A 14,353-nucleotide genomic window follows, 5' to 3' on the forward strand; every position below is an offset into this window, starting at 1 on the left:
TGCCCGAATGCGGCCCGGCCACCCTTATCCATCTGATATGCGCCGAACGGGTGAACCCCGCCGGGAGTTCGGCCCGCACATCCGTACTACTCGGCGACCGGAACCGCGGCGTCACGAGCGGCCTCGGGCCCCTGTTCAAGCAGGACAGCGAACCCTTCCTCGTCCAGCACGGGGACCTTCAGCTGCATGGCCTTGTCGTACTTCGAACCGGGGTTGTCACCCACCACGACGAAGGCGGTCTTCTTCGAAACGGAACCTGTCACTTTCGCTCCTCGGCTCTGGAGCGCTTCTTTTGCGCCATCCCGAGTGAAGTCCTGAAGCGTTCCCGTCACGACGACGGTGAGGCCTTCCAGCGGGCGTGGTCCCTCGTCCTCGCCGGTGCTCTCCTCCTCCGTCCGGACTCCGGCGGCCCGCCACTTGCGCAGGATCTCGCGGTGCCAGTCCTCCTCGAACCACTGCTTGAGGGAGGCGGCGATGGTCGGGCCCACGCCCTCGACGGCCGCCAGCTCCTCCTCGGTGGCCTGCTCGATCCTGTCGATGGAGCGGAACTCACGGGCCAGGGCCTCGGCGGCGACAGGTCCCACATGGCGGATGGACAGGCCGGTGATGATGCGGGCGAGCGGGCGCTGCCTTGCCGCCGCGATGTTCTCCAGCATCGCCAGCGTGTTCTTCTTCGGCTCACCCTGCTGGTTGGCGAAGACCGTGACGACCTTCTCCTCGCCGGTCTTCGGGTCACGCTTGGGCAGTCCGCTGTCCTGGTCCAGCACATAGGCCTTGATGGGCAGCAGTTGCTCGACCGTCAGATCGAACAGATCGCCCTCGTCGGTCAACGGCGGCTCGGCCGGCTCGAGCGGCTTGGTCAGCGCCGCGGCCGCCACATACCCGAACGCCTCGATGTCCAGGCTCTTGCGCCCCGCCAGGTAGTACACGCGCTCACGCAACTGGGCCGGGCAGGCCCGGGCGTTGGGGCACCGGAGGTCGACGTCGCCCTCCTTCATCGGCCGCAGCGCCGTGCCGCACTCGGGGCACTCGGCCGGCATCACGAACTCCCGCTCTGTGCCGTCCCGCAGGTCGACGACGGGCCCGAGGATCTCCGGGATGACATCGCCCGCCTTGCGGAGCACGACCGTGTCGCCGATGAGGACGCCCTTGAGCTTGACCACGTCCTGGTTGTGGAGCGTGGCGAACTCGACCTCGGAACCCGCGACCGTGACCGGCTCCACCTGCGCGTACGGAGTGACCCGGCCCGTACGGCCCACGCCCACACGGATGTTGATCAGCTTGGTGTTGACCTCTTCCGGCGGGTACTTCCAGGCGATCGCCCAGCGCGGCGCCCGCGAGGTCGAGCCGAGCCGGCCCTGGAGCGGGATCTCGTCGAGCTTGACGACGACGCCGTCGATCTCGTGCTCCACGGAGTGGCGGTTCTCGCCGAAGTAGGCGATGAACTCGCGGACCTCGTCGAGCGAGTCCACCACCTTGTTGTGCCTGGCTGTGGGCAGGCCCCACTCATGGAGCAGCTCGTACGCCTCGGAGAGGCGGCGGAGCTCCAGGCCGACGCGCGCACCGATGCCGTGCACCACCATGTGGAGCGGAAGGGTGGCGGTGACCTTGGGGTCCTTCTGCCGCAGCGAACCCGCCGCGGAGTTGCGGGGATTGGCGTAGGGCTGCTCGCCCGCGGCCACGCGCCGGGCGTTCAGCTCCTGGAAGGCCTCCATCGGGAAGTAGACCTCGCCGCGGATCTCGACGAGATCCGGGACACGGTCACCCGTCAGCCGCTCCGGGATGTCCGAGATCGTGCGGACGTTGGGGGTGATGTCCTCTCCGGTGCGTCCGTCGCCACGGGTCGCGGCACGGGTCAGCCGGCCCTTCTCGTACGTCAGGTTGACCGCGAGGCCGTCCACCTTCAGCTCGCAGAGGAAGTGGTACTCCGACGTGCCGACCTCCTTGGCGACACGCTCCGCCCAGCCCGCGAGCTCCGCCTCGTCGAAGGCGTTGTCGAGCGAGAGCATCCGCTCGCGGTGCTCGACCGCGGTGAACTCCGTCTCGTACGGCCCCGCGACCTTCTGGGTCGGCGAGTCGGGCGTGCGCAGCTCCGGATAGTCCTCCTCCAGCGCCTGAAGCGACCGCATCAGCGTGTCGAACTCCGCGTCGCTGATGACCGGCTGGTCCTTCACGTAGTACCGGAAGCGGTGCTCCTCGACCTGCTCGGCCAGCTGGGCATGCTTCTCCCGTGCCTGCGCCGGCACCGGCCCCTGCTGTTCGACAGCCACCGTTTCGTCCTCCCGTTACCTCAGCCCTCAGCCCATTACTCAGGGTTGTCCGCGAGCGATCGCGCCGCCCGGACGCAGTGCGCGAGAGCCGCGCGCGCATACGCGGGCGAAGCACCCGCCAGCCCGCACGAAGGGGTGACCACCACGGAACCCGCGAGAGTCCCCGGATTCAGCCCCAGCCTGCGCCACAACGTCCTGACACCCATGACGCTACCGGCAGGGTCTGACAATGGACCGTCGGTGGACGCCACGACTCCCGCGAAGAGCTTCGTACCGCCCTCCACGGCCTCGCCGATCGCCTCCTCATCACGCTCGGTGAGCAGCCCGAAATCGAACGAGACGCCCGCGGCCCCGGCCCTGCGCAGCAGTGCGAACGGGACGTCCGGCGCGCAGGAGTGGACGATCACCTGCCCGTCGCCGACGGCACCCGTCACATCCCGCAGCGCGCTCTCGACGATCTGCCGGTCCACGGCGCGGTGCGTCCGGTAGCCGCTGGCGGACCTCACGTGGCCGCGCAGCACGGCCGTCAGGGACGGCTCGTCGAGCTGCAGCACCGGCCGGGCACCGGGGACGCGCCGCCGGAGCTCGGCGAGGTGCACACGGAGTCCTTCGGCGAGCGAGGCCGTCAGGTCGCGGCAGGCGCCCGGGTCGGACAGCGCCGCCTCGCCGTTCCTCAGCTCCAGGGCGGCCGCGAGCGTCCACGGCCCCACGGCCTGGACCTTGAGCGGGCCCTCGTACCCCTGGGTGAACTCCTCCAGCGCGTCCAGGTCCTCCCCGAGCCACGAACGCGCCCGGCGGGTGTCGCGGCCCGGCCGGTCGCTGATGCGCCAGCCGCTCGGCTCGACGTGCGCGTACATCTCCACGAGCATGCCGAGACTGCGCCCGATCATGTCGGCGCCGGGGCCACGGGCGGGCAGCTCGGGCAGATACGGGAAGTCCTCGAAGGTGCCGGTGACGGCCTTGGCGGCCTCCCGGGCGTCCCCGCCCGGCATGGAACCGACCCCGGTCGCGGGGCCCCACACGATGTCGCTCACCGGCCCGGCCGGACCGTCAGATCGTTGACCTCGGCATCGCGCGGGAGGTCCAGGGCCATCAGGATCGTCGTCGCGACCGACTCGGGGTCGATCCACTTCGACGCGTCGTACTCCTTGCCCTCCTGCTGGTGCACCTTGGCCTGCATGGGGCTGGCGGTGCGGCCGGGATAGACGGAGGTGACCCGGACTCCGTTCGCCCTCTCCTCCTGGCGCAGCGAGTCGGCGAGTGCCTTGAGGCCGTGCTTCGAGGCGGCGTAGGCACCCCATTCGGCGTGGGCGTTGAGACCCGCGCCGGAGTTGACGAAGATCACCGTGCCCTGGGAGACCCGGAGTTGGGGCAGCAGCAGCCTGGTCAGCTCGGCCGGGCTCACCAGGTTCACATTGAGCTGGGCCTGCCAGGTCTTCGGCGTGAGGTCGCCGATGCGGCCGAGGTCCACGATGCCCGCGATGTGCAGCAGCGAGTCCAGGCGCTCGGGCAGCGTCTGGTGGGAGAAGGCCCAGGAGAGCCGGTCGGGGGTGCCGAGGTCGCCGACGAGGGTGCGGGCGCCGGGATGGGCCTGGGCCAGCTCCTTGGCGCGCCCGGCGTCGCGGGCCAGCAGGACGAGGTCGTCGCCGCGCTCGTGCAGCCGGCGGGCGACGGCCGCGCCGATGCCGGAGCCCGCCCCGGTGATCAGATGGGTAGCCATACCGGCAATGCTCGCATCACAGAACCCCGGCACTCTCCTCGAGGTAGGCCAGCGCGCCCACCGGCTCCTCGGCGAAGAAGACCAGGTCGGTGAGGGGGACGGGAAGGAAGCCCTCGTCCTCCATACGGCGGAACTGCTGCTTCAGTCCGTCGTAGAACCCGGCCGTGTTGAGCAGCACCACGGGCTTGGTGGTCTTGCCGTGCTTCTTCAGCTCCAGGATCTCCGTGGCCTCGTCCAGCGTGCCCGTGCCCCCGACCATGATCACGACCGCGTCGGCCCTGTCCAGCAGCAGCGCCTTGCGCTCGGCGAGGTCGCGCGCGACGACCATCTCGTCGGCGACGGGCCTGGCCGCGTCCTGCAGGAACTCCACCGAGATTCCCACCAGGCGCCCGCCCGCCTCCTGCACACCGTCGGCGACGACCTTCATCAGACCGACGTCGGAGCCGCCCCAGACCAGGGTGTGACCGCCCTTGCCGAGCAGCTCGGCGAATTCGCGGGCGGGGCGGGTGTAGCGCTCGTCGAGGTCGGCGGCGGAGAGGAAGACGCAGATGTTCATGCCGTCACGGTACGGGCCGCCACCGACATCCGGTCCCCCGGCGGGCGGTCCGGTGCCGGCTCCGGCGCCCCGCGCGCCCTGCGGTTTCCGGGAAAGTCCCTCCGGCGCCGATGAGTTCGCGGCGCGCCGCCGGTCTGCCGTGCATGGAGAAGCCGAACCCGACGTCGAGCAGGACCCGCGGCACGGTGAAGTCGCAGGACGGCACCGCCATCGCGTACGAGCGCCGGGGCGACGGGCCACCTCTGGTCCTGGTGAGCGGCGCACTGGCCACCGCCGCCGACGAGGCGCCGCTCGCCTCGCTGCTCGCACACCGGTTCAGTGTGATCAGCTACGACCGGCGGGGGCGTGGCGGCAGCGGCGACACGGCTCCGTACGCCGTGGAGAGGGAGGTCGAGGATCTCGCCGCGGTCGTCGAGGAGGCGGGCGGGAGCGTGTCCGTCCACGGGACATCCTCGGGCGGGGCGCTGGCCCTGGAGGCGGCGGCCGCCGGGCTGCCCATGGTCCAGTTGTCCGTCTACGAGCCGCCGTTCGTCACCGACCCGGCCGGCCGGGAGGCGACGGCGGCCCATCGGGCCCGGCTGGAGGATCTGCTCGCCCGCGACCGGCGGGGTGACGCGCTGGAGCTGTTCCTGACGGACGTCCTGGCGCCCGGTGTGCTCGGCGGGCTGCGGCGCTCCCCGCTGTGGGCGGAGCTCGAGGCGCTCGCGCACACCCTGGTGTACGACCACGCGGTGCTGGGTGACGCGCGGGTACCCGCCGAGCGGCTCCGCGAGGTCACCGCACGGGTGATGGTCGTGGACGGCGGTGCGAGTCCCTCATGGCAGCGGGAGACCGTCCGCGCGGTCTCCGAAGCACTCCCCCGCGGCCGCCACCGCACCCTGACGGGCCAGACCCATGAGGTGGCACCACATGTGCTGGCGCCGGTGCTGGAGGGATTCTTCGCGGGCGCGGCCTGAACGAGGTTCCGCGCGCGGCTCAGGCCGTGACCGCGTGCCGTCGCCGGGTCGTCGTCGCGATCGTCGCCGAGCCGACGACGCGTGTGTCGTCGTACAGCACGATCGCCTGGCCGGGTGCCACACCGCGGACGGGCTCGGTGAAGGTCACCAGCAGCTCGTCGCCCACCAGTTCGGCGGAGACCTCGGTCTCACCGCCGTGGGCACGGAGCTGCGCCGTGTACGTACCGGGGCCGGAGGGGGCCGTTCCGCACCAGCGGGGCTTGATCGCGGTGAGAGCGGTGACCTCCAGGGACTCGGCCGGTCCCACGGTCACGGTGTTGTCGACGGGCGAGATGTCCAGGACGTAGCGCGGCTTGCCGTCGGGGGCCGGGTGGCCGATGCGCAGACCCTTGCGCTGGCCGATGGTGAAGCCGAACGCGCCTTCGTGGGTGCCCACCTTCGCGCCGGACTCGTCGACGATGTCGCCCTCCGCCTTGCCGAGGCGCTCGGCCAGGAACCCCTGGGTGTCGCCGTCGGCGATGAAGCAGATGTCGTGGCTGTCGGGCTTCTTCGCCACGGCGAGACCGCGCCGCTCGGCCTCCGCGCGGATCTCGTCCTTGGTGGTCAGGGTGTCCCCCAGCGGGAACATGGCGTGGGCGAGCTGCTTCTCGTCGAGCACTCCGAGCACGTAGGACTGGTCCTTGGCCATGTCGCTCGCCCGGTGCAGCTCGCGGGTGCCGTCCTCGCGCAGCACCACGGTCGCGTAGTGGCCGGTGCACACCGCGTCGAAGCCCAGCGCCAGCGCCTTGTCCAGCAGCGCGGCGAACTTGATCTTCTCGTTGCAGCGCAGGCACGGGTTCGGGGTGCGGCCCGCCTCGTACTCCGCGACGAAGTCCTCGACCACGTCCTCGCGGAACCGCTCGGCGAGGTCCCAGACGTAGAACGGGATGCCGATGACGTCCGCCGCGCGGCGGGCGTCGCGCGAGTCCTCGATGGTGCAGCAGCCGCGCGCGCCGGTACGGAACGACTGCGGGTTCGCTGACAGCGCGAGGTGCACCCCGGTCACGTCATGGCCCGCTTCTGCGGCACGGGCGGCGGCGACGGCGGAGTCCACCCCGCCGGACATGGCGGCGAGGACGCGGAGGGGGCGCTGGCGAGTCTCAGTCATAGCCCTACCAGAGTACGGGGCGGCGGGAACCGAAAGCTCACGAGTAAACGTTCGGGAAGTGATCGGGAGCGAAGAGGGGTGGCATGGGGCGTAACGAGGGGCAGCGCGGCTTGGGCCGGCGGGCCGTGCTGATCGGCGGCGGAGCCGCGCTCGTCGGGGTGGGTGTGGCGGCCCGGGACGAGCTGGCGCGTGCCTGGTGGCGGCTGCCCGGCATGGAGAAGAAGCGCGTGGAGGGCGAGCTGGACCACGCGGGCGCGGTGTGGACGGCGGCCTCGCGGTCGAACTGGCGCCGTGCGGACCGGCCCGACGACTACACGATCGACCGCGTCGTGATCCATGTCGTCCAGGGCAGCTACCGGACGGCGCTGCGGGTCTTCAAGGATCCGGGGCACGGCGCGGCGGCGCACTACGTGGTGGGCAAGGACGGGCGGGTCGCCCAGATGATCCGCGAGCTCGACGTCGCCTTCCACGCCGGGAACCGGGGCGTCAACGAGCGGAGCATCGGCATCGAGCACGAGGGCTTCGTCGACCGCCCGCGGGACTTCACGGACGCGATGTACGCGTCGTCGGCGCGGCTGACGGCCGGGATATGCCGGCGGTACGGCATCCCGGTGGACCGGGAGCACATCATCGGCCATGTGGAGGTGCCGGGGACGGACCACACGGACCCGGGTCCGCACTGGGACTGGGACCGGTACATACGGCTGGTGCGCGCCGTTCCGGCGGTGTCGCCTTCGCCCAGCACCGGCCCGAGCACCACGACCGCTAGCTGAGCCCCGCCGTACGGGCCCGCTCCACCGCCGGCCCGATCGCCTTCGCGACGGCCTCGACGTCCTCCTCGGTGGAGGTGTGGCCGAGGCTGAAGCGGAGCGTGCCGCGGGCCAGATCCGGGTCGGTGCCCGTGGCGAGGAGGACATGACTGGGCTGGGCGATGCCGGCCGTGCAGGCGGAGCCCGTGGAGCACTCGATGCCCTGGGCGTCCAGAAGGAGGAGCAGCGAGTCGCCCTCGCAGCCGGGGAACGTGAAATGGGCGTTGGCCGGAAGCCGGTTCTCCGGGTCACCGCCGAGGATCGCGTCGGGTACGGCGCCGCGCACGGCGTCGACGAGCTTGTCGCGCAGCGCGCCGATGTCGCGGGCGAAGTCGTCGCGGTGCTCGGCGGCGAGCCGCCCGGCGACGGCGAAGGAGGCCACGGCGGGGACGTCGAGGGTTCCGGAGCGTACGTGCCGCTCCTGGCCGCCGCCGTGCAGCACCGGCACCGGGCTGTACTCACGGCCGAGCAGCAGTGCGCCGATCCCGTACGGGCCGCCGATCTTGTGGCCGCTGACGGTCATCGCGGCGAGGCCGGAGGCGCCGAAGTCGACGTCGAGCTGCCCGAAGGCCTGGACCGCGTCCGAGTGCAGCGGAATGCCGAACTCCGCAGTGATGTCGGCGAGTTCACGGACCGGCATGACGGTGCCGATCTCGTTGTTGGCCCACATGACGGTGACGAAGGCCACATCCGCGGGGTCGCGCTCGATGGCTTCGCGCAGCGCCTCGGGGTGCACCCGGCCGTGGGTGTCGACGGGCAGGTACTCGACGTCCGCACCCTCGTGCTCGCTGAGCCAGTGCACGGCGTCGAGCACGGCGTGGTGCTCGACCGGGCTGGCCAGGACGCGGGTGCGGCGCGGGTCGGCGGCGCGGCGGGCCCAGTACAGTCCCTTGACGGCGAGGTTGTCCGCCTCGGTGCCGCCCGAGGTGAGGACGACCTCGCTGGGGCGCGCCCCGAGCGCCTCGGCGAGGGTCTCGCGGGCCTCCTCGACGGTTCGGCGGGCCCGGCGGCCCGCGGCGTGCAACGACGAGGCGTTGCCGGTGACGGCGAGCTGGGCGGTCATCGCCTCGATCGCCTCCGGAAGCATCGGAGTGGTCGCGGCGTGGTCGAGGTAAGCCATGGTGCAGACGATTCTACGAGCCGCCCGGGGCCGACTTCCGCCCCCGGGCGGCCAGGGGGTCAGCCGCCCGGGCTCCAGACGACCATCCCGTTGCCGACGACGAGCGTGGCGAGGACGACGAGGTCGGCCACGCCGAGCGCGAGCCCCAGCAGAGCCCGTCCGCGCCGGGCCGTACCGCGCCACAGGGCGAGGCCCGCGAGGACGATGGCGACGGGTCCGAGGACGATGTTCATCACGAGCAGCCCGGCCAGGCCGAGGACGAACGAGGCGACGGCCATGCCGTCGGCGTCGCGCGTGCCGCTGAACCGGCGGGCGGACGAGGTGAGTTCCATGGTGGTGCCGCTCCTCTTCGGTCAGCGCGCCGCGCGGCGCGCGAGGCGCTCACGTACGGCGAAGCCGAGCAGCCAGACGCCGATGACGGCGGCGGCCGCGGTGGACACGGACAGCGGGATCTGGGCCACGGCGCCCAGGAGGACGCCCAGCAGGGCGACCGCGGCGACGAGGGCGATCATCTTCCCCCACCCCTCCTTTGAGAGTACGAGTGTTAACTGACTTCTCAGTCTAGTCTTCCGCATACGAGAGAACAGTTGTTTACTGAATGGCATGAGTCACACCATCGGCATCCGCCAGGCCCAGAAGTTGAAGACCCGTCAGGCATTCCTGGACGCCGCCCTGCGGCTGCTGGAGAACCAGAGCCTGAGCAGCCTCGGGCTGCGCGAGGTGACCCGTGCCGTGGGCGTGGCGCCGACCGCGTTCTACCGGCACTTCGCGGATCTGGCCGAGCTCGGTGTGGCACTGGTCGAGGAGACGCTGGGCAGCCTGCACGGGCTGGTCGCGGAGATCCTCGCCGACACCGGCGACAGCGAGGTACGGATCGACCGCACCGTGGACCTCATCGCCCGTCATGTGCGCGAGCAGCCCGCCCACTTCCGCTTCATCGCGCGTGAGCGCCACGGCGGCGTCGGACCGGTGCGCGCGGCCATCGCGTCCCAACTGCACGGCTTCACCGAGGAGGTGACCGCGGCGCTGGCCCGGGAACCCGTGTCGGAGGGGTGGAGCGAGGAGGATCTGCGGATGCTGGCGGGCGTGTACGTCGAGCACATGGTGATGACCGCGTCCGCGTTTCTGTCGGCCCACGAGTCCGGCGAGCCCGGCTCCCCCGCCGAACCCGACGAGGAGCAGATCGCCCGCACGGCCCGCGACCGGCTCCGCCTGGTCTCCCTGGGCCGCCGCCACTGGGTTGCGCGCGATCCCGGGCACCGCCCGTCCTGAGCCCGGCGGCCCGGAGCCCGAAGCCCGGCCTCGGCAGGCCCGGGTCAAGACCCGCCGGACACCCCCGAGGCGGTGTCGTTCTCCGGTGGCCGGCCCTCGCCGGCCATGAACCGCCAGACCAGGCCGTGCCCCAGCACGACCAGCAGGATCAACAGCACCGCCTCGGCCTGGATGGGTTCGAGACCGACGGCGCCGGCGAGTTCCGGAGCCGCCCCCACGACCGCGAAGAGGGCGTGGAACAGGGCCGCCGCGCCCATGGCCGCGGCCAGCAAGAGGGACGAGCCGTCACCGCGGCCGCGCACGAGCAGCTCCCACGCCGACTCCGTCGTCCCGGTGCACCGACACTCGCGGGCCACCCGGCCGGACGCGGCCAGGGAGGGCGCCTTGGGGCTGCCCCGCCCGACCGCGGGGCAGCCCGGCCCGTTCGCGGGTCAGCCGCGCGACAGAGGCGCCTTCGCCAGCTGGCGTGACTGGGCGACCAGCCGGTCCGCGCTGTCCCAGACCTCGGCGTCCTCCTCCAGGAAGCCGCCGGCGAGGTTGCGGGTGGTGATGGCGACCCTGAGCGGGCCCGGCGCCGGGCGGCAGCGGATGTGGGTGGTGAGCTCGACGGTGGGAGTCCAGCCCTTGAGGCCCAGCTCGAACGAGGTCGGCGGAAGCGCGTCCACGGTGAGCAGCAGCGACAGCGGGTCGGCGTCACGGCCGTCGGCGAGGCCGAACCAGCCGCGCATCTCACCCTTGCCCGAGGGCGCGCCGACGACCCAGCCGACGGTCGCGGGATCGAGCTTGATGTTCAGCCGCTCGGTGATCGCGGAGGAGCCGGGGATCGCGGGCGCGGGCCCGTCGGACGGGCCGAGGCAGTGCTCGTACGGGGGCATGGCCGGGGGCTTCGCGCTCGTACGGACGTCGTCGGGCAGCCCGTCGAGGTCGCCGTACGTGGCGAGGACGCGGATGCGCTCGACCTCGGTGCCGTCCTGCGCGTACTGGAAGAGGGAGGCCTGGCCGGTGGAGAGGGTGCGTCCGGTCCGGATCGTCTCGGTACGGATCACCGCGGGGCCGGGCTCGGAGGGGCTGAGGTAGTGCGCGGAGACGGCGAACGGATCGGGGTGCGGGAGGGCGTCCCCCAGGGCGCGGCCGAGCAGCGCCAGCAGGTAGCCGCCGTTGACGGCGGTGATGATCGTCCAGCCCGCGGAGAGCTCCGCGTCGTACACACCGGGTACGTCCGCGTCCCGGAGGGTGACAGCGGTGTCGCGGTCGAACTCGCTGTCTCCGATGCTTGCCTGTGCCACTTGTGCCACCTGTGCCATGCCTGAACCGTACAACAGATAACTACTAAGCGGTAGCTTTCCTGTGGACGGACCGCCCGTTCCCGCTCAGGCGGTCTCTTCGGCGGCCGACGAACGCCGGTTCCAGGCGCGCGGCGCCCGCCAGTGGAAGCGCATCGCGAGCAGACGTATGGCGAACGCCGTCAGGACCGCGAGTCCGCTGGTGACGCCGTTGAGCATGTCGAAGCGGATGAAGAGGACGACCATCGTGGCGCCGACGATGGCGGGAACGGCGTACAGGTCACGGTCCCAGCGCAGCAGCGACGGCACCTCGTTGGCGAGCACGTCGCGCAGCACACCGCCGCCGACCGCGGTGGCGAGGCCGAGGGTCGCCGAGGCGGTCAGGCCGAGGCCGTACTCGTACGCCTTGGTCGTCCCGGTGACGGCGAAGAGGCCGAGACCGGCGGCGTCGAAGACGTTGACCGACCCCTGGATGCGTTCGACCTCGGGGTGGAGGAAGAAGACGAGGCCGGCGGCGACGAGCGGCATCACGAAGTATCCGAGATCCGTGAACGCGGCGGGCGGCACGGCGCCGATGATCAGATCGCGGAACAGGCCGCCGCCGAGGGCGGTGACCTCGGCGAGTACGGCGATGCCGAAGACGTCGAAGTTCTTGCGTACGGCAAGGAGGGCGCCGGAGATCGCGAAGACGAAGATGCCGATGAGGTCCAGGGCATGCTGAACGGAGGGGGTGAACAGTTCGCGGAGCACCGACCAATTGTGCCGCCTCCCGACAGGAGGCCCGCCCGGCCCCCGTCAGGGCCGGGGAACGGGCCGGGGCGCGGGCACCATGGCCCGCGCCCCGGTGGACGTACCCCTGGCTACTTGCTCGCGGGAGCCTCCGAGGCGTTCTCCGCGGAGATCCCGTCCTTGCCGTCGGAGACCACAGGGGTCTCGTCCGACGCGTCCGGCTCGGAGGCCGCAGAAGCCTCATCCGACTCGGAGGCCGCAGAAACCTCGTCCGACTCGTCCGCCTCCGGCACGTCCTCCGCACCGTCGGACCGCTCGGCGGAGTCCTTCACACCGCCGGCCGGCTCCTCGCGGGGAGACGGGACCGTCGCCTCCGCCTCGTCCTCGGCCGCTTCCGCCGCGTCCTCGGAAGCCTCGGCCACCGACCCCGACGTGGCGACGACCTCGGGATCGACGTCCTCGACACCCTCGCGGACCGCGGGGACGACCTCGCCCGACGTGCGGGCGATCTCGCCCGAGGCGATCTCCGCCGCGAAGTGGCACGCCACCTTGTGACCGCCGCCGAGGTCCTTCAGCTCGGGCCGCTTCGTGGCGCACAGCGTGTCCTGCTTCCACGGGCAGCGCGTGTGGAAGCGGCAGCCCGCGGGGGGGTTCGCGGGCGAGGGAAGGTCCCCGACCAGCAGGATGCGCTCGCGACGGTCCTCGACCTCCGGGTCCGGCACCGGCACCGCCGACATCAGCGCCTTGGTGTACGGGTGCTTGGGCTCCGCGTACAGCGCGTCGCTCGGGGCCTCCTCCACCAGGGAGCCGAGGTACATGACGCCGATCACGTCCGAGATGTGCCGGACGACGGCGAGGTCGTGGGCGATGACCAGGTAGGTCAGGCCCAGCGACTCCTGGAGCTCCTCCAGCAGGTTGATGACCTGCGCCTGGATCGAGACGTCCAGCGCCGAGACCGGCTCGTCGCAGATGATCACGTCCGGTTCGAGCACCAGCGCCCGGGCGATCCCGATCCGCTGCCGCTGACCGCCGGAGAACTCGTGCGGGTAGCGCGACAGCGCGTTCGTCGGGAGCCCGACCTTGGCCAGGATCTCCTTGATCTTCTCCCGGCGTTCGTCCTGGTTCGCGCCGATGCCGTGCGCGGCCATGCCCTCGGAGAGGATCGACTCGATGTTCTGCCGCGGGTTGAGGCTGCCCAGCGGGTCCTGGAAGACCATCTGGAGCCGGCGCCGGAAGGTGCGCATCTCCTTCTCGGGCAGCTTCGCCAGGTCCGTGCCGTCGAGGACGACCTCGCCGTCGGTGATGTCGACGAGGCGGAGCACCGCCCGGCCCAGCGTCGTCTTGCCGCATCCGGACTCGCCGACGAGGCCGTACGTCTGACCGGCCTCGACGGACAGCGAGACGCCGTCCACGGCGTAGACGTGGCCGACCGTGCGGTCGAAGAGGATGCCCTTCTTGACGGGGAAGTGGACCTTCACTCCGTCGAGTTCGAGCAGGCTCATGCCGGGACCTCCGTCGTGGCCAGGACCGGGTTGACGCAGCGGGCCCGGTGCCCGGCCTCGCGTGGTTCGGTCAGTTCGGGCGTGCCGGTGAGGCACTCCAGCTCGTAGCGGTCGCAGCGCGGCGCGAAGGCACAGCCGTCGGTCCAGGCGATCTGGTCGTTGATGGACCCGCGGATCGGGTTGAGGGACTCGCCGCGCGGGGCGTCGAGCCGCGGGATGGAACCGAGCAGCCCGTGGGTGTACGGGTGCGTCGGGTGGGCGAACAGCTCGCGCCGCCCGGAGGATTCGACGACCTTGCCCGCGTAGAGCACGTTGACCTGGTCGCAGAGCCCGGCGACGACACCCAGGTCATGGGTGATCATCAGCAGGGCGGTGCCCTCCTCGTCGACGAGCTCCTTGAGCAGCTCCAGGATCTGCGCCTGGATCGTGACGTCGAGCGCGGTGGTCGGCTCGTCCGCGATCAGCAGCCGGGGCGCACAGGCCACGGCCATGGCGATCAGGGCGCGCTGCCGCATTCCGCCGGAGAGCTGGTGCGGGTACTCCTTGAGCCGCCGCGTCGGGTCGGGGATGCCGACCCGGTCCAGCAGGTGCGCGGCCTCCTTGCGGGCGGCCTCGCCCTTCAGACCGCGGTGGCGCTGGAGGATCTCGGTCACCTGGATCCCGATCGGGATGACCGGGTTCAGCGAGGACAGCGGGTCCTGGAAGATCATCGCGAGCTTGCTGCCGCGCAGGTCCCGGATCTTGCGGGGGCTCATCGTCAGCAGGTCGGCGCCGTCGAAGTCGGCCCGCCCGCCGAGGGTGACGCCCTTGGACGGGAGGAGGCCCATCAGGGCGAGCGAGGTGACGGACTTTCCGCAACCCGACTCGCCGACGAGTCCGACGACCTGGCCCTCGTCGACGGAGAAGGAGACCCCGTTGACGGCCTTGACGTCCTTGCGGCCGCGTCCGCCGAAGGTGACGGTGAGTTCGTCCACGTTGAGCAGTGGCAT

Annotated in this window: 16 protein-coding genes; 3 read left to right on the forward strand and 13 right to left on the reverse strand. The window is 71.6% G+C overall.

The window, feature by feature from the left end; genetic code table 11:
- Positions 1 to 86 precede the first annotated feature (86 nt).
- Genes ligA through ACIQMR_RS17610 form a run of 4 tightly spaced genes read right to left on the reverse strand, consistent with a single transcriptional unit; the run spans position 87 to position 4,546 of the window.
- Complete coding sequence (ligA, locus tag ACIQMR_RS17595) at positions 87 to 2,270, reverse strand: NAD-dependent DNA ligase LigA (protein WP_401387442.1); 2,184 nt, start codon at positions 2,268 to 2,270, stop codon at positions 87 to 89.
- Positions 2,271 to 2,305: 35 nt separating this feature from the next.
- Complete coding sequence (locus ACIQMR_RS17600; protein WP_401387445.1) at positions 2,306 to 3,304, reverse strand: methionine synthase; 999 nt, start codon at positions 3,302 to 3,304, stop codon at positions 2,306 to 2,308.
- On the reverse strand, positions 3,301 to 3,990 hold the full coding sequence (locus ACIQMR_RS17605; protein WP_401387448.1) for an SDR family oxidoreductase: 690 nt from the start codon (positions 3,988 to 3,990) through the stop codon (positions 3,301 to 3,303). Before ACIQMR_RS17605 ends, ACIQMR_RS17600 begins: the two co-directional genes overlap by 4 nt.
- Positions 3,991 to 4,006: 16 nt before the next feature.
- A complete protein-coding gene (locus ACIQMR_RS17610) occupies positions 4,007 to 4,546 on the reverse strand; it encodes a TIGR00730 family Rossman fold protein (RefSeq protein ID WP_401387451.1) in 540 nt (179 codons plus the stop codon).
- A gap of 143 nt (positions 4,547 to 4,689) precedes the next feature.
- Here ACIQMR_RS17610 and ACIQMR_RS17615 point away from each other — a divergent pair, with 143 nt between their 5' ends.
- On the forward strand, positions 4,690 to 5,502 hold the full coding sequence (locus tag ACIQMR_RS17615) for an alpha/beta fold hydrolase (RefSeq protein ID WP_401387453.1): 813 nt from the start codon (positions 4,690 to 4,692) through the stop codon (positions 5,500 to 5,502).
- Positions 5,503 to 5,521: 19 nt separating this feature from the next.
- Here the strand turns inward: ACIQMR_RS17615 and mnmA are convergent, their stop codons facing one another.
- Positions 5,522 to 6,649, reverse strand: a complete 1,128-nt coding sequence (gene mnmA / locus ACIQMR_RS17620) for a tRNA 2-thiouridine(34) synthase MnmA (RefSeq protein ID WP_401387456.1) — start codon at positions 6,647 to 6,649, stop codon at positions 5,522 to 5,524.
- 83 nt (positions 6,650 to 6,732) lie between these two features.
- Here mnmA and ACIQMR_RS17625 point away from each other — a divergent pair, with 83 nt between their 5' ends.
- Entirely contained in the window at positions 6,733 to 7,422 is a 690-nt protein-coding gene (locus tag ACIQMR_RS17625; RefSeq protein WP_401387459.1) for an N-acetylmuramoyl-L-alanine amidase, read from the forward strand.
- Here the strand turns inward: ACIQMR_RS17625 and ACIQMR_RS17630 are convergent.
- The 3 genes from ACIQMR_RS17630 to ACIQMR_RS17640 are packed head-to-tail and all read right to left on the reverse strand — an operon-like array spanning position 7,415 to position 9,090.
- Positions 7,415 to 8,578, reverse strand: coding sequence for a cysteine desulfurase family protein (locus tag ACIQMR_RS17630; protein WP_401387461.1), 1,164 nt, complete (start codon positions 8,576 to 8,578; stop codon positions 7,415 to 7,417). The two genes, ACIQMR_RS17625 and ACIQMR_RS17630, sit on opposite strands and share 8 nt — an antisense overlap.
- Before the next feature lie 59 nt (positions 8,579 to 8,637).
- On the reverse strand, positions 8,638 to 8,910 hold the full coding sequence (locus ACIQMR_RS17635; RefSeq protein WP_401387464.1) for a DUF4190 domain-containing protein: 273 nt from the start codon (positions 8,908 to 8,910) through the stop codon (positions 8,638 to 8,640).
- Positions 8,911 to 8,931: 21 nt separating this feature from the next.
- A complete protein-coding gene (locus tag ACIQMR_RS17640; RefSeq protein WP_358666735.1) occupies positions 8,932 to 9,090 on the reverse strand; it encodes a hypothetical protein in 159 nt (52 codons plus the stop codon).
- A 91-nt stretch (positions 9,091 to 9,181) separates the two neighbouring features.
- Here ACIQMR_RS17640 and ACIQMR_RS17645 point away from each other — a divergent pair, with 91 nt between their 5' ends.
- Positions 9,182 to 9,850, forward strand: a complete 669-nt coding sequence (locus ACIQMR_RS17645; protein WP_401387467.1) for a TetR family transcriptional regulator — start codon at positions 9,182 to 9,184, stop codon at positions 9,848 to 9,850.
- Between the two features lie 44 nt (positions 9,851 to 9,894).
- Here the strand turns inward: ACIQMR_RS17645 and ACIQMR_RS17650 are convergent, their stop codons facing one another.
- The 5 genes from ACIQMR_RS17650 to ACIQMR_RS17670 all read right to left on the reverse strand — a co-directional run bounded on the left by ACIQMR_RS17650 (position 9,895) and on the right by ACIQMR_RS17670 (position 14,353).
- Complete coding sequence (locus ACIQMR_RS17650) at positions 9,895 to 10,152, reverse strand: hypothetical protein (protein WP_401387470.1); 258 nt, start codon at positions 10,150 to 10,152, stop codon at positions 9,895 to 9,897.
- Positions 10,153 to 10,281: 129 nt separating this feature from the next.
- A complete protein-coding gene (locus ACIQMR_RS17655) occupies positions 10,282 to 11,154 on the reverse strand; it encodes a thioesterase family protein (protein WP_401387473.1) in 873 nt (290 codons plus the stop codon).
- 66 nt (positions 11,155 to 11,220) lie between these two features.
- The gene (locus tag ACIQMR_RS17660; RefSeq protein ID WP_401387476.1) at positions 11,221 to 11,883 is read right to left on the reverse strand and encodes a trimeric intracellular cation channel family protein; all 663 of its coding nucleotides are present in this window, start codon (positions 11,881 to 11,883) and stop codon (positions 11,221 to 11,223) included.
- 110 nt (positions 11,884 to 11,993) lie between these two features.
- Entirely contained in the window at positions 11,994 to 13,364 is a 1,371-nt protein-coding gene (locus ACIQMR_RS17665; RefSeq protein WP_401387479.1) for an ABC transporter ATP-binding protein, read from the reverse strand.
- Complete coding sequence (locus ACIQMR_RS17670) at positions 13,361 to 14,353, reverse strand: ABC transporter ATP-binding protein (RefSeq protein ID WP_401387482.1); 993 nt, start codon at positions 14,351 to 14,353, stop codon at positions 13,361 to 13,363. The genes ACIQMR_RS17665 and ACIQMR_RS17670 overlap by 4 nt, the downstream gene beginning before the upstream one ends.

This window comes from Streptomyces sp. NPDC091376 (genome assembly GCF_044757085.1).
In the GTDB taxonomy this organism is placed as follows: Bacteria; Actinomycetota; Actinomycetes; order Streptomycetales; family Streptomycetaceae; genus Streptomyces; species Streptomyces pratisoli.